The organism is Faecalimicrobium dakarense, assembly GCF_000499525.1.
Classification (GTDB): domain Bacteria; phylum Bacillota; class Clostridia; order Peptostreptococcales; family Peptostreptococcaceae; genus Faecalimicrobium; species Faecalimicrobium dakarense.
The window spans coordinates 1-18,424 of the sequence record NZ_HG529289.1; the positions used below are offsets into that span (position 1 = coordinate 1).

General features: G+C 30.3%; 18 protein-coding genes. 14 read left to right on the forward strand and 4 right to left on the reverse strand.

What is annotated here, in order from left to right; translation table 11 throughout:
• Positions 1–184 precede the first annotated feature (184 nt).
• The 13 genes from BN899_RS06435 (at position 185) to BN899_RS06495 (ending at position 12,941) form a co-directional block, all read left to right on the forward strand.
• On the forward strand, positions 185–481 hold the full coding sequence (locus BN899_RS06435; protein ID WP_042273915.1) for a BMC domain-containing protein: 297 nt from the start codon (positions 185–187) through the stop codon (positions 479–481).
• Between the two features lie 27 nt (positions 482–508).
• Positions 509–790 carry a BMC domain-containing protein gene (locus tag BN899_RS06440; protein WP_042273916.1) on the forward strand — a complete coding sequence of 94 codons (282 nt, stop codon included), beginning with the start codon at positions 509–511 and terminating at the stop codon, positions 788–790.
• A gap of 60 nt (positions 791–850) precedes the next feature.
• The gene (locus tag BN899_RS06445) at positions 851–1,153 is read left to right on the forward strand and encodes a BMC domain-containing protein (protein WP_042273919.1); all 303 of its coding nucleotides are present in this window, start codon (positions 851–853) and stop codon (positions 1,151–1,153) included.
• A gap of 2 nt (positions 1,154–1,155) precedes the next feature.
• Entirely contained in the window at positions 1,156–1,893 is a 738-nt protein-coding gene (gene pduB / locus BN899_RS06450; protein WP_042273920.1) for a propanediol utilization microcompartment protein PduB, read from the forward strand.
• 29 nt (positions 1,894–1,922) lie between these two features.
• Positions 1,923–3,824 (forward strand): acetaldehyde dehydrogenase (acetylating), encoded by a 1,902-nt coding sequence (locus BN899_RS06455; protein WP_052356672.1) that lies wholly within the window; start codon positions 1,923–1,925, stop codon positions 3,822–3,824.
• 19 nt (positions 3,825–3,843) lie between these two features.
• Positions 3,844–4,992 (forward strand): 1-propanol dehydrogenase PduQ, encoded by a 1,149-nt coding sequence (locus tag BN899_RS06460; protein WP_330362474.1) that lies wholly within the window; start codon positions 3,844–3,846, stop codon positions 4,990–4,992.
• Positions 4,993–5,010: 18 nt separating this feature from the next.
• Entirely contained in the window at positions 5,011–8,460 is a 3,450-nt protein-coding gene (gene cutC / locus BN899_RS06465; RefSeq protein WP_042273922.1) for a choline trimethylamine-lyase, read from the forward strand.
• 28 nt (positions 8,461–8,488) lie between these two features.
• Positions 8,489–9,493 (forward strand): DMT family transporter, encoded by a 1,005-nt coding sequence (locus tag BN899_RS06470; RefSeq protein WP_052356674.1) that lies wholly within the window; start codon positions 8,489–8,491, stop codon positions 9,491–9,493.
• 3 nt (positions 9,494–9,496) lie between these two features.
• Positions 9,497–9,787: a hypothetical protein gene (locus BN899_RS06475; RefSeq protein ID WP_042273925.1), complete on the forward strand. Its 291-nt coding sequence runs from the start codon at positions 9,497–9,499 to the stop codon at positions 9,785–9,787.
• Positions 9,787–10,737 carry a choline TMA-lyase-activating enzyme gene (cutD, locus tag BN899_RS06480; RefSeq protein WP_052356676.1) on the forward strand — a complete coding sequence of 317 codons (951 nt, stop codon included), beginning with the start codon at positions 9,787–9,789 and terminating at the stop codon, positions 10,735–10,737. The genes BN899_RS06475 and cutD overlap by 1 nt, the downstream gene beginning before the upstream one ends.
• Positions 10,738–10,838: 101 nt before the next feature.
• Entirely contained in the window at positions 10,839–11,486 is a 648-nt protein-coding gene (locus BN899_RS21060) for a BMC domain-containing protein (RefSeq protein WP_071162436.1), read from the forward strand.
• Between the two features lie 36 nt (positions 11,487–11,522).
• Positions 11,523–12,182 (forward strand): phosphate propanoyltransferase, encoded by a 660-nt coding sequence (locus BN899_RS06490; protein ID WP_052356678.1) that lies wholly within the window; start codon positions 11,523–11,525, stop codon positions 12,180–12,182.
• 15 nt (positions 12,183–12,197) lie between these two features.
• Positions 12,198–12,941, forward strand: a complete 744-nt coding sequence (locus BN899_RS06495; protein WP_042273929.1) for a flavoprotein — start codon at positions 12,198–12,200, stop codon at positions 12,939–12,941.
• A gap of 81 nt (positions 12,942–13,022) precedes the next feature.
• Here BN899_RS06495 and BN899_RS06500 read toward each other — a convergent pair whose 3' ends face one another.
• The 4 genes from BN899_RS06500 to BN899_RS06515 all read right to left on the reverse strand — a co-directional run bounded on the left by BN899_RS06500 (position 13,023) and on the right by BN899_RS06515 (position 17,524).
• Positions 13,023–13,787, reverse strand: a complete 765-nt coding sequence (locus BN899_RS06500; protein WP_042273930.1) for a response regulator transcription factor — start codon at positions 13,785–13,787, stop codon at positions 13,023–13,025.
• Positions 13,788–13,838: 51 nt separating this feature from the next.
• Complete coding sequence (locus BN899_RS06505; RefSeq protein WP_042273933.1) at positions 13,839–15,056, reverse strand: PocR ligand-binding domain-containing protein; 1,218 nt, start codon at positions 15,054–15,056, stop codon at positions 13,839–13,841.
• A 341-nt stretch (positions 15,057–15,397) separates the two neighbouring features.
• The gene (locus BN899_RS06510; RefSeq protein ID WP_052356680.1) at positions 15,398–16,411 is read right to left on the reverse strand and encodes a sigma-54 interaction domain-containing protein; all 1,014 of its coding nucleotides are present in this window, start codon (positions 16,409–16,411) and stop codon (positions 15,398–15,400) included.
• 72 nt (positions 16,412–16,483) lie between these two features.
• The gene (locus tag BN899_RS06515) at positions 16,484–17,524 is read right to left on the reverse strand and encodes a cache domain-containing protein (protein ID WP_052356682.1); all 1,041 of its coding nucleotides are present in this window, start codon (positions 17,522–17,524) and stop codon (positions 16,484–16,486) included.
• A gap of 310 nt (positions 17,525–17,834) precedes the next feature.
• Between BN899_RS06515 and rbr the strand changes: the two genes are divergently transcribed.
• A complete protein-coding gene (rbr, locus tag BN899_RS06520) occupies positions 17,835–18,419 on the forward strand; it encodes a rubrerythrin (protein WP_042273934.1) in 585 nt (194 codons plus the stop codon).
• Positions 18,420–18,424: the final 5 nt, after the last annotated feature.

Here is an 18,424-nt window from a genome sequence, read left to right on the forward strand (position 1 = left end):
CTATTTTTTATGTTCTAAATGTTAAACTCTATGAAAAAGTAAAAAAGTATAAATATTACAATTAACAATCGTTTTCACATGACGAAATATTACAAAAATATATATAGATATTGAAATATTAGCGCAATAAATTGCTATAAAATTAAATTGTAAGTAAGAAATTTATAACTAAGGAGGTAAAGTCATGGGAGATGCATTAGGAATGATAGAAACAAAAGGGCTAGTGGCAGCAATAGAGGCAGCAGATGCTATGGTTAAATCGGCAAACGTTGTACTAGTTGGCTATGAAAAAATTGGTTCAGGTCTAATAACAGTAATGGTCAGAGGAGATGTAGGAGCAGTAAAAGCTTCTGTAGAAGCTGGTGTTTCAGCCGCTAAAAATGTAGGAGAAATAGTATCTACACATGTAATAGCACGTCCACATAATGAAATTGAAAAAATGCAAGGTTTAGTTTCATCAGTAGAAAAACATTTATTATAAAAATAATAAAAAGTTTAGGAGGATATTATGCGACAAGAAGCACTAGGAATGATTGAGACACTTGGACTTGTAGCAGCAATAGAAGCAGCAGATGCTATGGCTAAAGCAGCTAATGTTTTATTAATAGGATATGAAAATGTTGGTTCAGGATTAATAACAGTAATGGTTAGAGGGGATGTAGGAGCAGTAAAAGCTGCAGTAGATGCAGGCGTTTGTGCAGCTCAAAAAATAGGTGAGATAATATCTACGCAAGTTATAGCACGTCCACATACTGATATTGACCATATACTAGTTAACTATCAGATTTAATAGTTAAAAAACTAAATTATTAATTAATAAAATAGATATAAAAATCAGGAGGTTATTATAATGAGACAAGAAGCATTAGGAATGATAGAAACAAAAGGATTAGTAACATCAATAGAGGCAGCAGATGCTATGGTTAAAGCCGCTAATGTAGCTTTAATAGGATATGAAAATATAGGTTCTGGAATGGTTACAGTAATGGTTAGAGGAGACGTAGGAGCAGTAAAAGCTTCTGTAGAAGCAGGTCTTGCAGCTGGTAAAAATGTAGGAGAAGTAATAACTTCACATGTAATAGCACGTCCACATACTGACATAGAAAGAATATTAGCTCAGCACAATCTTAAAATTGAAGAAGGTGCTGAATAAGAATGAATCCAGAGATTTTAGATAAGGTAATTAATGGACAAAACAACGAGAAAATTACCTCTATTACAGAGTTTGTAGGGTGCACGGTTGGCGATACAGTTGGCCTAGTAATTGCTAATTTAGACTCTGAACTAAGAAATCAAATGGGACTGAACGAAAATTTTCGTTCAGTTGGCCTAATTAGCGCTAGGCAAGGGGGAGAATCTCATATCTGGGCTGCAGATGAGGCAGTCAAAGCTACAAACACAGAAATCGCATCTATTCAATTTGCTCGTGATATGAAAGGCGGAGCAGGTAGAGGAGCAACTATTGTTTTTGCAGCCTATGATGTATCAGATGCACGTCGTGCGGTAGAGATTATGTTAGAATCGGTAAAAAAGCATATTGGAGATGTCCATGTATGTGATACAGGTCATGTGGAAGTACACTACACTGCAAGAGCAAGCCTAGCTTTAGAGGCAGCTTATGGAGCAAAAGAAGGACACTCTGTAGGGATTGTAGTTGGAGCACCAGCTGCAATAGGAATTGTTATGGCTGACACTGCTATAAAAACTGCAAGTGTTGATGTAGTTAAGTATATAGATGTAAATTCATCAGGGTATTCAAACCAAATAATGGTCGTTTTAACTGGAGACTCAGCAGCAGTTAAACAGGCTGTTATATCAGCTAAAGAAGTTGGATTCAATATATTAGAATCTATGGGACAAAAGCCAGTATCTATAGAAAATTCAACAATTTAAACAATATAAGGTGGAAAGAGGTAAGAATTATGTTTCTTTTAGATAAGGATTTACAATCTATTCAAGAAGTTAGAGAACTAGTAAAAACAGCTAAAGAGGTACAAAAACAGTTAGTTAAAATGAGCCAAACTCAAATCGATGAAATAGTTAAAGCTATAGCTGATGCAGCATATGAAAATGCTGAGAAGCTTGCAAAAATGGCTAATGAAGAGACTGGATTTGGCAAATGGGAAGACAAAATAGTAAAAAATATATTTGCATCAAAGGGAGTTTATGAATCATTAAAAGATACTAAAACAATTGGAATAGTAGGAGAGGATAAACTTAATAAAACTATAGATATAGCTACTCCGGTTGGAGTTGTAGCAGCTCTTATACCTTCAACAAATCCAACATCTACAGTTATATATAAATCAATGATTTCTATAAAAGCAGGAAATGCAATAGTGCTATCACCGCATCCAAATGCAAAGAAATCAATACTGGAGACTGTAAGTATAATAGTAGAAGCCGCTAAAAAGGCAGGTTGCCCAGAAGGAGCAATAACTTGTATTAAAACGCCTTCAATACAAGCAACTAATGAATTAATGAAACATAAAGATACATCATTAATATTGGCAACAGGTGGAGAAGCAATGGTTAGGGCTGCTTACTCATCAGGAACACCAGCTATAGGAGTAGGACCTGGAAATGGACCTGCATTTATAGACAAGAGTGCAGATGTTAAGCTAGCTGTTAAGAGAATAATAGATTCTAAGACTTTTGATAATGGAGTAATATGTGCATCAGAACAATCAGTAATTGTTGAAAAGTCAATGGAAGGTATAGTTATAGCAGAGCTTAAATCTCAAGGAGCTTATATACTAACAAAAGAAGAAAGCGATCAACTTTCTAAGTTTATAATGAGGTCAAATGGAACTATGAATCCACAAATAGTTGGAAAAAGTGTAGAAGTTATATGTGAATTATCTGGACTAAAAAATATTCCTCAAAGTGCAAAAGTTTTAGTTGCAAAAGAATCTAGGGTTGGACATGATGTACCATATTCAAGAGAAAAACTTGCCCCAATACTTACGTTCTATGTAGAAGAAAATGTAGAAAAAATTTGTGAAAAGTGTAAAGAAATATTATTAAATGAGGGAGCAGGTCATACTTTCTCAATGCATATAAATAATGATGAGTTAGTAAAGAAATTTGCAGTTGAAATACCAGCATCTAGAATACTTATAAATACTCCATCAGCACTTGGAGGTATAGGTGGTTCAACTAATTTAAATCCTGCATTGACACTAGGTTGTGGTGCAATAGGTGGAAGCTCAGCGTCAAACAATATAGGACCATTAGATCTTATAAATATTAAAAAAGTTGCATATGGAGTAAAAGAATTAGAAGAATTAAGACCATATAACACAGTATGCAAACAAGTGGATACAAGATTTATGATGAATGATTCAAGATTTGCACAAGCAGATACAAGATTTGTAATGAATGAAGTAGCATATACACAGGAAGATACAAGATTTACAAGTTCAAATATAGATAATACTTGTGATAATGTAAATTCAGATATAAGCGAAGAGCAAGTAGAACGCTTATTAAGAGAAGTATTAGCTGAATTAAAAAATAATTTAAATTCAAAAATTCTAAGGAGTAATAAGATGATTTTAGCAAAAGTTGTAGGGCGAGTTATATCAAATCAAAAAACTCCTGATTTAATGGGAGCAAAACTTCTTTTAGTAAGTAAAATTGATGAATTTCAAAATTTAAAAGAAGGAATAACCTATGTAGCCGTTGATAAAGTAGGAGCAGGGCAAGGAGACATAGTTTTAGTTGGAGATAGTGCTACAAATGAAAGAAAAGACTCATACCAAGAGCTATATCAGGATATGTCAATTGTAGCTATAGTAGAAAATATACAGCTAGATAATTAGTGGGAAGAAGGATTATATTATGATGAACCAATTTTCAATAGAGCCAAAGGTTTATTTTAATAGAAACTCTATCGAATACTTAAGTAATTTAAAGGGTAATAGAGCCTTTATAGTAACAGATGGAGTTATGAAACAATTAGGTTTTGTAGATAAAATTATAAATACTCTTAGTGAAAATAAAATTACTTGTAATGTATTTTCAGATGTAAAGCCAGACCCAGATATAAAAATGATTGTAGAGGGAATGAAAAAAATGTCTGATGTAAATCCTGATGTAGTAATAGCATTAGGAGGAGGATCAGTTATAGATACAACAAAAGGGATACTATATTGTTTATGGAAATTAAAAGAATCTAAAAAAGAAGAATTTAAAAAGCCAAACTTTATAGCAATACCATCAACTAGCGGAACAGGATCTGAAGTAACCTCTTTCTCAGTTATAAAAATAGGAGATGAAAAACTTGCTCTTGTAGATGAATGGATGTTACCAGATGTTGCTATTTTAGATCCAATCTTTGTTGAATCAGTACCAGCGAGTATTACTGCTGATACAGGTATGGATGTTTTATGCCATGCTCTAGAGGCATATGTATCAACTGACGCTAGTGAATTTACGGATGCATTAGCTGAAAAATCAGTTAAACTAGTTTTCGATTACTTACTAGATGCATATAGAGATGGATTAAATAAAAATGCTAGAGAGAAGATGCATAATGCTTCGTGCATAGCAGGTATGGCATTTACAAATGCATCATTAGGGATTAATCACAGTTTAGCGCATGCTTTAGGTGGAACATTCCATATACCTCATGGCAGAGCAAATGCGTTATTACTTCCATATATAGTAGCATATAATGCAGATTTAGAAAATGGAGCTAAGAGTTTAGCGGCTGAAAAGTATGCTTATTTAGCAAAATTATTAAATTTGCCTAGTAGAAATGCAGAAGAAGGAACTAGAAATTTAATTAAAGCTATACAAGTATTAAAAAATGAGATGAATATGCCTGTTGGTATATGTAATTTAAATATAGAAAAAGATGTGTTTATAAAGGAATTAGAAACTTTATCAACACTTGCGATAAATGATAGTTGTACAGTCACAAATCCAAGGAAACCGTCAATTGAAGATATAAAAAAATTATATATAGATGTCTTCCAAGGTAATTAAAAAAGGAGTGAATCAAAAATGTTTAATCAAAGTATGTCACCAAGAGGTAAGGTACTAAAACAAAGATTTTTAGCAAATGAACCTGGTATTTGTACTGAAAGAGCAAAATTAGTTACTGATGCATATCAAGAATTATCAAATGAATCTGGCATATTAAAAAAAGCAAAGATATTAAATAAAGTATTAAATGAAATGACAATATGGATAGGGATAGATGAATTAATAGTAGGAAATCAAGCTAAAAAACCTAGATGTTCTCCAATGTTTCCAGAGTTTTCAATAGAACAAAAAAATGAAATGTTTGGATTACAAAATTCTTTTGATGTAATAGGTAACTCATCTATATATTCATTTATATCAGAATCAGTAGAGTGTGATGGAGAAAAACATTATTCACCAAACTATAAGACCGTTTTAAGTAAAGGATTTTTAAATATAAAACAAGATGCACTTAAAAAACTTGAAGAAATAGGTTCTCCAAAGAATGGATATGAAGTTGAGCAATATAATTTCTTCAAAGCATCTGTAATAGCTTGTGACTCTGCTATTAATTTTTCAGAAAGATTTGCACAAAAGGCATATGATTGGTCACTTACTGAACAAAATCCATACAGAAAACAAGAATTACTTGAAATAGCACAAATGTGTAGAAAAGTACCGGCATATCCAGCAGAAAGCTTTAAAGAAGCATGCCAATCTTTTTACTTATTCCAATTAATATTACAAATTGAATCAGGTAGCTATTCAGTTTCTCCAGGCGGATTTGATAAATGTTTATATCCTTATTATGAATCAGATTTAAAAGCTAATAAGATAACAAAAGAAGAAGCTTATGAAATAGTTGAATGTCTTTGGATAAAGCTTGCTGAAATAAGCGAAGTAAGACAACAAAGAAAATTTGAAGGATATCCAATGTTTGAACATCTTTATAAAGGTGGAAAAATAGAAGATAAAAATCTTTTAATAAATGATTTATCAGCTATGTGTTTAGCTGCATCAAAGAATATTTTAGCTGATGAACAATCACTTTGTATAAGGTTATTTAATGGAGATATAAGTAAAAATAAAAACGATTTAGTTGAAAGTAGCAAAGATGGGCTTAAAGGAAGATTAAAAAAATTAAAAGAAAGATATTTAGAAACTAAGCCAAGTGTTTCTATAGTAAGGGCTAAAGCATTTACTGAAGTAACAAAAGAAAATCCAGGAATGCCAACTATAATGTTAAGAGCTAAAGCATTTAGAAGAGCTTGTGAACAAGCACCATTATTAATTCAAAATGATGAATTAATAGTTGGACATCCTTGTGGAAAGGCAAGAGCTGGAGCATTTTCTCCTGATATAGCTTGGCGTTGGGTTAAAGATGAGTTAGAAACTATACATGCTCGTCCTCAAGATCCTTTTATAATAGCAGGAGAAGATAAAAAGGTAATGAGAGAAGAAATATTCCCATTCTGGGAAGGGCGTTCGGTAGATGAAATATGTCAAACACAATATGAAGAAGCTGGACTTTGGGAGTTTTCTGGCGAAGCATTTGTAAGTGACCTTTCTTATCATCAAATAAATGGCGGAGGAGATACTTGTCCAGGATATGACATAATATTAATCAAAAAAGGTATGAATGGGATAAAAGCAGAAGCGGAAGCTAATTTAGCTAAATTATCTATGGAAAATCCAGAAGATATAGATAAGATTTATTTCTATAAAGCAGCTATAGAATCTTGTGAAGGTGTAATGTCTTATGCTAAGAGATTATCTGATTATGCAACAGAACTAGCTATACAGGAATTAGATCCTAAAAGAAAAGCTGAATTATTAAAAATAGCAGAAGTAAATGCTCATGTTCCAGCTAATCCTCCAAGAACTTTCCAAGAAGCTCTACAGAGTGTATGGACAGTTGAATCATTATTTGTAATAGAAGAAAATCAAACAGGTCTTTCATTAGGACGTCTTGACCAGTATGTATATCCATTATATGAATCTGACATAAACTCTGGAAAAGTAACTAGAGAAGAAGCTTTTGAGTTGATGGGGTGCTTCCTAATAAAATGTTCTGAAATGATGTGGTTATCAAGTGAAGGTGGAGCTAAGTTCTTTGCTGGATATCAACCATTTGTAAACTTGACAATAGGTGGACAAAAACGTAGTGGTGGAGATGCAACTAATGATTTAACTTACTTAATTATGGATGCTGTAAAACATGTAAAAGTATATCAACCTTCTTTAGCTTGCCGTATACATAATCAATCACCACAAGAATACTTAAAGAAAATAGTAGAAGTTGTAAAAGCAGGCCTAGGATTCCCAGCTTGTCACTTTGATGATGCTCATATAAAAATGATGTTAAGCAAAGGTTTTAGCATGGAAGATGCAAGGGATTATTGTTTAATGGGTTGTGTTGAGCCTCAAAAATCAGGACGTATATATCAGTGGACTTCTACTGGATATACTCAATGGCCAATTGCTATAGAGTTTGTACTAGATCGTGGTGTTATGAAATGGCACGGTACTAAACAAGGTATAGATACGGGTGACTTAAGCAACTTCACAACTTATGAAAAATTTGAAGAAGCAGTTAAAGAACAAATAGAGCATATAACTAGATTATCAGCGATAGGAACAGTTATAAGCCAAAGAGTACATAGAGATATTGCACCAAAACCATTAATGTCACTGTTTGTGGAAGGTTGTATGGAGAAAGGTACTGATGTTACTCATGGAGGAGCTGTAGTAAATTATGGTCCAGGACTAATATGGTCAGGATTAGCAACATATGCTGACTCTATGGCAGCTATAAAGAAATTAGTATTTGATGATAAAAAATACACTCTTGAGGAAATAAAACAAGCTTTAGATGCTAACTTTGAAGGATACGAAGAGTTAAGACAAGATTGTTTAAATGCGCCTAAATATGGAAATGACAATGACTATGCAGATAGAATAGCGGCAGATATAGTAAACTGGACAGAAAGAAGTCATAGAAAGTACAATATGCTATATTCAAAATTAAGCCATGGTACTTTATCAATATCTAATAATACTCCAATAGGAGAATTAACTGGAGCAACTCCAAATGGGCGTTTAGCATGGACTCCACTTTCAGATGGTATAAGTCCGACTCAAGGAGCAGATAACTGTGGGCCTACAGCTATAATTAAATCTGTAAGTAAGATGAACGTTGAAGATATGAATATAGGTATGGTTCATAATTTTAAGTTATTAAAAGGCATACTTGAAACACCAGAAGGTGAAAATGGCCTAATAACTTTATTACGTACAGCTTCTATACTAGGAAATGCGCAGATGCAATTTAGTTATGCTGATAATGAGATATTAAAGAAAGCTCAAAAAGAGCCAGAAAAATATAGAGATTTAATTATACGTGTTGCAGGATATAGCGCATATTTTGTAGAGCTATGCAAAGAAGTTCAAGATGAAATAATAAGTCGTACAGTACTAGATAGCTTTTAATATTAGAAAATAACATGGAGGAAACATTATGCAAGCAATAGGGAGTAATGAAGCAATAATAGCTCAAAAGAAAATGCAAGCGAACTTTGCTAAAAAAGGTTCTGCTATAGGTATATTTTCAGGGATTACTTTCGGACTTCATAGTGCAGTATTAGGTGTCGCTTTAGCTATGGCACCTTTTACTAATGGAGTTAGTATAGTTGTAGCACCGCTAGTTGGGGCAGCTATAAATGATAGTATAGCAGCATTATGGCTATTATTTTACAACATAGCACAAGGAAGATCAAAAGAAATATGGCGTAGTTTGAAAACATTTCCAGGTTTAATGGTATGTTTAGCAGCACTTATGGGAGGACCGATAGCTAATGCAGCCTACTTAATGGGGATTCAATTTGCTGGAGCAGCATATGCTATTCCAGTATCAGCACTTTTCCCAGTTGTAGGAGCTATATTAGCTAGAATATTCTTAAAGCAAAAAGTTACAAAACGTGTTGTTATAGGTATGGTAATATGCGTATTAGGAGCGATAGTTATAGGTTATACACCTCCTGAAGGAGATGCAAACCCCCATTTCTATATAGGTGTATTATGTGCTTTTATAGCGGCATTTGGATGGGGAGCTGAAGGTACACTATCAGCATTTGGTACAGCGGTAATAGATCCTAAAATAGCTATAAATATACGTCAGGCAACTTCAGGAATAGTATTTTTAGTAATAATACTACCTATAATTGGTGGATTTGGTATGTTAGGTAAAGTTCTTGCTTCACCAGTCACAGTACTTATTATAGCAATTGCGGCTTTAGCTGCAGCAGTATCATTCTTAACTTGGTATAAATGTAACAGTATGAGTGGTGTTGCTCAAGGTATGGCTTTAAATAGTACATACGTAATGTGGGGAATAATGTTTAGCTACTTCTTAGGAGATGTAGAGATAACTAAAACGTTAATAATTGGAGCTATATTAGTATTAGTAGGAGCAATATTAGTTGCAATAGACCCAAGAGAAATGTTTGGAAAGAAGGAGGCATAAAATATGAAACAAATGTTACCCATGAGATTTAGAGTATTACACTTCTTTTCTCAGATAAAGGAAGCCTCTGTGGATGAAGTGATGGAAAGTCTAAAAAATGAATATGGATCAGAAAAATATTTTAAAAGAGATTTAATTGTAGAAGACTTAATATCAATGAAAGAAAATGGATTACTTGATGATACAAAAGTAGAGTTTAATAAAAATCATGAATTATGTATTTACTATACTATAAATGCAGAGGGTAGTAACTTACTAAAAAAATATCTTCCTAAGTCTTGGAGAGCACAATAATGGAACTTGAACTAGACAAAAAAGGAATTATATTTAATACACAAAAATACTCTATTTATGATGGTCCAGGAGTTAGAACCATAATATTTATTAAGGGATGTCCTCTAAAATGTAAATGGTGCTCTAATCCAGAGGGGATTTCAAAAAACTTTGATATTATGTATGTAAATGATAGATGTAAAAAATGTGGTAAATGCGTTTCATTTTGTAGTAAGGGAATACATAATATCAAAAAAGCACATGATGGAAAAGTAGTACATGAGATAGATAGACAAACAAAGTGCGATGGATGCAAGCTATGTCAATACAATTGTCCTAGTGAAGCGGTACGTATAGCAGGTGAAGAAAAAACTGTAGGTGAGATAATTAATATTATAGAGCAAGATAGTTTATTTTATATTACATCTGGAGGGGGAGTTACACTTAGCGGAGGTGAGGTAGCATCTCAACCAGAATTTGCACTAGAGATATTAAAGGCTTGTAAATCTCGTGGGATTCATACTGCTATTGAAACTTGTGGTCAAGCTAGTTGGGAAATATATAGAGAACTAAGTAAATATGTAGATTTATTCTTGTATGACTTAAAACATATAGACCCAGATGAACATAAAAATTTAGTTGGAGTAAACAACTATAAAATACTTACTAATATGGCTAAACTATTTAATATAGGAGCTAACATAACAGTTCGAATGCCGATGGTAAAAGGATTAAATGATCAAGAATGGGCACTTAAGGGTGCTATGAAATTTATAAATAAAATTAGTGAAGGCAAAAATCTAAAAGGTATTGAAATATTACCATACCATAAGTTGGGAGTTAATAAATACCAACAATTAGATAAAGAATATTCTATTAAAGAAGATTTAACTTATTCACAAAGAGAGCTAGAAAAAATTGAAGATTTTATAAAAGAATTTGACTTACCTACTCAAGTAGTAAAGCACTAAGGTTTTCTTAATAACAAAGACGAAAAAATCTTTAACTAAAGTATTAGCTTAAGATCTTTTCGTTTTTTTTACTAATGAAAAGATAAAAGGAGGAAATTGAGTTGTCTCAAAATGCAATAGGAATGATTGAAACAAAAGGATTAATAGCAGCAATTGAAGCTGCGGATGTCATGCTTAAATCAGCTAATGTTGAAATAGTAGGGAATAAATACCATAAAGTTAGATCTGGAATAATTGCTGTAGTAGTTACAGGAGATGTAGGTGCTGTAAAATCAGCAGTAGAATCCGGTTCTGATGCAGCGAAGAAAATAGGAAAAGTTTTAACAGTAGATGTCATAGCACGTACAGATAAATCTGTATTAAAGATGCTTATACCACAAAAAGATAAAAAAACTAAGTTAGAAGAAAAACAAGAAAAAATAAATAAAAAAGATATAAAGAAAGAAAAAAATAAAGAAGATAAAATAAAGGAAAAACAGGAAGAGATTAAGATAGAACCTAGTATACAAGATAATAAAGTAGAAAAGAAGCAAGATGAAATAAATAAAGAAGATAATATACAAAAAAACAAAATGGAAGAGAAGCAGGAAGAAATCAAGATAGAAGATAGTACTAAAGAAGTAAAATTAGAAAAAAATCAGAAGGATATTAAAAAAGAAGATAATAAAAAATCAAAAGATAATTCAATAAGTAAAGATAAATTAGAAAACGATGACAAAGTAGTTAAATGCAAAAAAAGTAAGAAATAAGCTTATATTTAAACGATAGGAAAGGATATTAAGCATATGGATAATAATTTAAAACATACAGAGCTAGTTAAAATGATAGCTGATTTTATAAAAGAAAAATCAAGTGAAGATAAAGAGAAACAATATATACCTGTTGGAGTATCTAACAGGCATATACATTTAAGCCAAGAAGATTTAGAAACTCTATTTGGAAAAGGATATAAATTAAATGAGCTAAAACAATTAAAACAACCATGTCAGTATGCTGCAAATGAAGTAGTTTCTATAGCAGGTCCTAAAGGGTATTTATCCAATGTACGTGTACTAGGTCCAGTACGTGAAGAAAGTCAACTTGAGATATCTAAGACAGATGGATTTACATTAGGAGTTAAGTGTCCAGTTAGAGAATCTGGAAATCTAAAAGGATCAGGAAATATGTGTGTTATAGGACCGAAAGGTAGTATTATATTAAAAGAAAAAGTTATAATAGCTAAAAGGCATATTCATATGAATACAGATGAAGCAAATAAATTTAATGTATTTAATGGTCAAACTGTAAGCATCGTTACAACAGGAGAACGAAAAGTAGCTTTTGGAGAAGTCTTAGTTAGAGTACACTCAGGTTTTTCATTAGAATGTCATTTAGATGTAGATGAAGCAAATGCTTGTGGATTATCATCAGGAGATAGTGTTGAAATAAAGCACTTATCATTATAAAAAAGAGGCGATTGTATGGATGAATATAAAATAAAAAAAATAATAGAAAAACTTTTAAGTGAACATTCAAATAAGAAAGCTCTAATTATTATAACTGGTGGAAACGTGTACTCTAATGAAATATTTGAAATACTTAAAAAGAAAAAAGATATTAAATATGAATATATAGAATCTGAGAATAGCACAAAAATTATAGATATAGAAAAAATAGATAATATAGCAACAAGAATAGAGGATATAGAAAAAATAGAAGAATCTATACAAGAATCTGATTTCTTAATTGTACCATTTTTAACACGAAATACTCTATCGAAAGTAGCATTAGGAATAGCAGATACAAAAGCAACAACGTCAATACAGTTAGCTCTTATGATGGGTAAAAAGGTAATATCATTAGATGCTAGTTGGAATCCAGAATCTGAAGCTGCAAAAATAAAAAAGATAAATGCAAACAATGCCTATAATAAAATGTTATTTTCATATAAGGAAAAAGCAGAAAAATTAGGTATGAAATCAATTGCTATATATGATTTAGAAAAAGAAATTGATGAAATATATATAAATAAAACTTATGCTAAAGAAGTGGTTGAAAATGATACTACTATAGTAGTAGATGTATCACAGGCACAATACATTACATGCGAAGATATATTAGGTAAAGATAAAATATATTTATCTAAAAATCAGAAATTTACAGATTTAGCAAAAGAATATGTATTAGAGAAAAATGTGAAAATTATTGATAATATAAAAAATTAGATAAATAAAATATTACTGGAAAATAAAACTTCCAGTAATATTTATGTAAAGATATATTAAATATAAGTCCAATAAAACTTATTAAATGTAAGCATTTCCATTAGTTATAGTAATATTTTTTCTACGATACTGACTTGGAGTAAGTTTAGTATGTTTTGTAAATACTCTACTAAAATACGCCGAATCTGTAAATCCGGAATCAGTGGCAATTCTATATGCAGGATATGTTGTATTAGATAGCATATTACAAGCCTTATTTATTCTTATAGTATTCAAGTAATCTACATAGCTAATCCCAATTTCTTTTTTAAATAATCTACTTAAGTATTGAGAATTTACATGAACTTCGTTTGATACAGAGAGAAGATCAATTTTATTTTGATAATTATTATTCATATAAATAATAGCTTTTCTTATAATATCTGATTGAGATCTATTTATATATAAGTAGTCTTCTAGTAGTGATGGTTTATTTATTTCCGATATTATTTTATTTATAGAATTTTTTAATATTGAAGTTCTAGCTGGTTTTAGCAAATAATCTTTTACCTGTAATCTTAAAGCTTCTTGAGCATAATTAAAGCTTGAATAAGCTGTAAGAATAATTGTTTGAACATTAGGTAAAAAAGAGATTATTTTCTTATGAGCATCAAGACCATTTATTTCCGGTATACCTATATCCATTAATATAATATCTGGTTTATGCTTTTTTGCATTAGTGATAGCTTCGTCACCATTTTTTGCCTCTATTATTGTCTTTATTTTTCCATTAAACTCCTTAGATATAATCATGCGTAAAGCTTCTCTTTCTATACATTCATCCTCTACAATCATAAGAGTACACATAAACTTAATCCTCCCTTTTTAATATATAAATAAAATTAATTTAGCTTTGTTTTACAAAACTAATTCTTTAAAGCATGGAAGCTTAATTTCAACTACTGTTTCTACATTTTTGGTACTAGAAATGTTTAAGCCATAATTAGAACCAAAGTAACTGACTAGGCGATTATGAGAACTTTTAGTACCTAAGCCATTGCTTGGTAAACTATCGTTACACAAAATACTATTAAGTTTTTCTACAGAAATGCCAACGCCACTATCTTTAATAGTTATTTTAATATTTTCATTATCTATTTCCCCTATTATATATATTTTTCCACCGGATACTTTCGGTTCAATACCATGTATAATTGAATTTTCAACAATTGGTTGTAAAACCATTGAAGGAATTCTAAAATTTAATACTTCATCTGGAACTTCGATATCATAGCTGAGGCGATCTTTATATCTAATACCTTGGATAAATAAATATCTTTCAATATTTTTTAGTTCATCACCAATTGTCGGGAATTCTTCAGTTTGCTTTATATTGTATCTTAGTAAATCTGATAAACAGTAAATCATTTCCTCTGTATTAGGAGAATTTTCAAAAAGAGCCATTCTAGCAATAGAGTTTAATGTATTGAATAAAAAATGAGGATTAATTTGAGCCTCCAAAGTTTTTAGTTGAAATTTTTTAGATTCATTTTCAAATTTTGAAGTTTCTTCAGTTTGACGTAGTAATTTCTTTTCTGTAATACATTTAATTGATCTTTCAGAAAAAGAATTTGCTAGTAGAGAAGATGCTTCTTCGATTTTAGATAATCTTTCCTTTGGTATAATAGGAATTTTTGAAATCGAATCTTTCAGTTTGTTTTCAGAGATATTAAATTTTTTCGAAAATTTTTTTACATCAAATTCTTTTTTCTTGACTTCTTCATCAGTAAGTAAAAATTGACCGACGATTACGCTGCCTAAAAACAAGTTATTAGCTATAATCGGAGTTGTGAAGTTCTTTAATCCCATATGGCAATCATACAGGCCACACTGCCTACTTTCAGAAACTGTATTATTAAAAGTAGATTTAGATTTTTTGCATAAAGCTTTTCCTTTAGGCGAACTTTGTATTAACTTACAAAATGATATACAGTTAAATACCTCATCTACCAAATTCCCATCAAAAGTCGTAGTAGCTATAGAAAAATCTAAAAGATTACATATTTGCTTTTGTGTTTTTGATATAATTTCTATATCTATTAAACTGTTTAAATCTAAATTATCAAAATTATTCATACAATACCCCCCCTATATGTACAATAATTCATTCTAATTATTTATATAGCAACTAACATGCCAATTTATAAATAATAAAAAAATAAAATAAGATGTTGAAATTACTGGACTTTAGAATAGTTTGATATATTTATAGAAAATATAAATTTTTATACTGCAAAATATTGTTGCTTCTTAAATATTGATAAAAATATTTGAGAAATGGCTAAATTCCAATATAGTACATATCTATATGAGAAAAATACAGCTTTTTAGCAATTTAAAAGTGCATGCAATAATAAATTGCATGCACTTTTAAATTGCATTAAATTATAAGCTAATAATTTACTAAAATAAAAATACTATATATATTCGTTTTTTTCTATCTTATATTTTTTTATCCTATATTGAAGAGCTTGTCTAAATATACCCAAATCTTCTGCAGTTTGTGTAATATTTCCCTGATTTTTGGATAATCTTTCAATTATAACTTGTCTCTCAACATCATCTAAGATTTCATGTAATTTTTTTTCAGTAGAAAATATAAGATTAGAATTATTTTTTTTATTACTTGCATCTATAGATAATATACGTTGTTGTAAATATGTAGATAAGTGTTTTTGTTTTAATATTTCATCATCAGAGTCTATCATATTCATAGCACTTTCAATTACGTGTTCTAATTCGCGAACATTTCCGGGCCAATCATAATTCATAAAATTTTCTATAAGAGAAGAATCTATTCTTTTTATATTAGAGCAAAATTCTGATTTATATTTGTTGACAAAGAAATTTGATAGTATAGGTATATCATCTATTCTCTGAGAAAGAGGAGGGATTCGAATAGTTACAGTTGATAGTCTATAGTACAAATCTGATCTTATATTACCAGAGTGAATCTCCTCTTCTATACTCTTATTAATTGCACTTATAATTCTGCAATGTATTTTTGTTTGTTTATTATCTCCAACACTTCGAATAGTTTTATCTTGTAAAAAACGCAATAATTTTGATTGTGCATCTAAATTCATAGAGTTAATTTCATCTAAAAATATAGTTCCGTTGTGAGCTTGATGAAGTAGTCCTTTAGTATTTTTTGCACCAGTAAATGCACCTTCTGCGGTTCCAAATAGAATACTTTCTATTAACGTACTTGGGATAGCAGCACAGTTAACTGCTATAAAAGGTCCATTTGAAAATTTACTAGCATTATGAATACTTTGTGCGAATAACTCCTTACCAGTACCGGTTTCCCCTAAAAGTAATACAGAAGAGTTATTAAGAGCTACTTTATGTGCAAAATCAACGGTCTTTTTTAATTCTTCATTATTTCCGATTATCTTTTCAAAAGTATAATAAGCACCGTTATTTCTCATAATTTTACTAATGTCCTTTTCAACAAAATTTTTTCTTTAATAATTATATAAATAAACATATTTAACTAGAAATTAAAGATCTTTAGATATAATAGAGTAGTTGACATATACGATAAATACAAAAAGTATTAATCCAACAAATAAAATTGTTTTAAAAGATAAGTTAAAGTTTTCTAAAATATTGCTAAAAGGTATAATACTTACATAAGTCCAGTATTGATCAGTATCTTTTATATTTATAGTACTATAAACTTCTAAAACTTTCTCCTTTGTAGAAGAAGATAATCCAGATTTTGTAAACTCTTCACCTTTTGTAGTTCTAGCTAATACAGAGTTCCATTCGCTATCATTAGAAACATTTTGTAGAACTTTTGAAAAATTTTCACCACTTGCAACATATATTCCCCCTGTCGATACAATTTCACTAAATCCGCCTAAAGGTCTTACTTTTTCAATTTCTTTTTGTAAGTAATCTAAAGAGGTATCAACACTTACAACACCAACAAATTTATCATCTCTTATAATAGGAACGACAATAGACGCTATTGTAGTAGGTTTACCTTGAACATCATATGTAGTAGGCTCTGTAAGGTATATTTCATGAGTCTCTTTAGGTATATCATACCATTTAGTTTCATTTTCAGAGTAGTTACTATAAAATGAAAGTTCAGTAGAGAATTCATGATCACCAATTCTAGTTATATAAGGCATAAACTGCCCCTTAGAATTACTTCCCACTTTATTTATATGTTCTATATCTTTATTATCAAATTTATTTGGCTCATATGACACGGCAATACCAAAAATATCATCATGTAAATTTAATGTATTTTCCATTACAGATAATATAAACTCTCGAGATTGGTTTCCTGTACTAACCATTGTTTCAGTCTGGTTAGCTATGTCCTTTGCTATGGTTATCACTTTTTCAAATCGTCGCTCTAATTTTTCAGAATTATACTTAGAGGTAAATGATGCAATAGTTTCACCTTGTTCTTGACTGTATTTATAAATTTGCTTTAGTGCTATAGCGTTAAGCACAGCAAACGTTATCAATAAGACTATACAGGTAGAAAGAACAATTTTTTGTACTAATGATAATCTTTTTAACATGCCTAAAATTCTCCTTGAAGTTTATTATATTTAAAAAATAAATACTTATATAAAAATAATATTTGAATAGGAGGCGTTATATTTTGTAATTATTTAAGTTTTATATAAATATTTTGATAAATTTAGTATATTAAAGAGTTAATATTATGTCAATTGAGTAAAAATATAATTATTATTAAAAGCAGTTATAATTTTATATTATATATTCGATATAAGTACATATGATGGATAATTATGGATTGAAAATTAATTGATAATATGCTAGCATAGAAAAAAGTAACTTAAATTTATAAGAAATGGGGGATTGAGTATGACTTTAAAGGGAACAAAAACAGCTGAAAACTTAATGAAATCTTTTGCAGGTGAAACACAAGCAAGAACAAGATATACTTATTACTCAAGTATAGCAAAAAAAGAAGGGTATGTTCAGATTTCTAATATATTTATGGAAACAGCAGAACAGGAAAAAGAACATGCTAAAAGATTTTATAAGTTTTTAAAAGAAGATTTTAAGGATGAACCTATAGAAATAAATGCTTCATATCCAGTATCTTTTCACCAAGAGACAGCTAAAAATTTAAAAGCTGCTGCTGATGGTGAACATGAGGAATGGGAAGTTGATTATCCTAATTTTGCAAAGATAGCTAAAGAAGAAGGATTCCCTGAGATATCAGCCGCATTTGAAAAAATAGGGGAAGTTGAAAAAAGACATGAAAGAAGATATAGAAAACTATTAGAAAATATAGAAAATAATACTGTATTTAAAAAAGATGAAACTGTATTATGGAAATGTAATAACTGCGGGTATATACATGAAGGTAAAGAAGCTCCAAAGGCATGTCCAGCATGCATACATCCACAAGGATACTTTGAAGTGTTTATAGAAAATTATTAAAAAAA

Bases quoted from the DNA above. Each gene is read 5' to 3' on its own strand.
- BN899_RS06435 (WP_042273915.1), top strand. From the start codon at position 185: ATGGGAGATGCATTAGGAATGATAGAAACAAAAGGGCTAGTGGCAGCA.
- BN899_RS06440 (WP_042273916.1), top strand. From the start codon at position 509: ATGCGACAAGAAGCACTAGGAATGATTGAGACACTTGGACTTGTAGCA.
- BN899_RS06445 (WP_042273919.1), top strand. From the start codon at position 851: ATGAGACAAGAAGCATTAGGAATGATAGAAACAAAAGGATTAGTAACA.
- pduB (WP_042273920.1), top strand. From the start codon at position 1,156: ATGAATCCAGAGATTTTAGATAAGGTAATTAATGGACAAAACAACGAG.
- BN899_RS06455 (WP_052356672.1), top strand. From the start codon at position 1,923: ATGTTTCTTTTAGATAAGGATTTACAATCTATTCAAGAAGTTAGAGAA.
- BN899_RS06460 (WP_330362474.1), top strand. From the start codon at position 3,844: ATGATGAACCAATTTTCAATAGAGCCAAAGGTTTATTTTAATAGAAAC.
- cutC (WP_042273922.1), top strand. From the start codon at position 5,011: ATGTTTAATCAAAGTATGTCACCAAGAGGTAAGGTACTAAAACAAAGA.
- BN899_RS06470 (WP_052356674.1), top strand. From the start codon at position 8,489: ATGCAAGCAATAGGGAGTAATGAAGCAATAATAGCTCAAAAGAAAATG.
- BN899_RS06475 (WP_042273925.1), top strand. From the start codon at position 9,497: ATGAAACAAATGTTACCCATGAGATTTAGAGTATTACACTTCTTTTCT.
- cutD (WP_052356676.1), top strand. From the start codon at position 9,787: ATGGAACTTGAACTAGACAAAAAAGGAATTATATTTAATACACAAAAA.
- BN899_RS06490 (WP_052356678.1), top strand. From the start codon at position 11,523: ATGGATAATAATTTAAAACATACAGAGCTAGTTAAAATGATAGCTGAT.
- BN899_RS06495 (WP_042273929.1), top strand. From the start codon at position 12,198: ATGGATGAATATAAAATAAAAAAAATAATAGAAAAACTTTTAAGTGAA.
- BN899_RS06500 (WP_042273930.1), bottom strand. From the start codon at position 13,787: ATGTGTACTCTTATGATTGTAGAGGATGAATGTATAGAAAGAGAAGCT.
- BN899_RS06505 (WP_042273933.1), bottom strand. From the start codon at position 15,056: ATGAATAATTTTGATAATTTAGATTTAAACAGTTTAATAGATATAGAA.
- BN899_RS06510 (WP_052356680.1), bottom strand. From the start codon at position 16,411: ATGAGAAATAACGGTGCTTATTATACTTTTGAAAAGATAATCGGAAAT.
- BN899_RS06515 (WP_052356682.1), bottom strand. From the start codon at position 17,524: ATGTTAAAAAGATTATCATTAGTACAAAAAATTGTTCTTTCTACCTGT.
- rbr (WP_042273934.1), top strand. From the start codon at position 17,835: ATGACTTTAAAGGGAACAAAAACAGCTGAAAACTTAATGAAATCTTTT.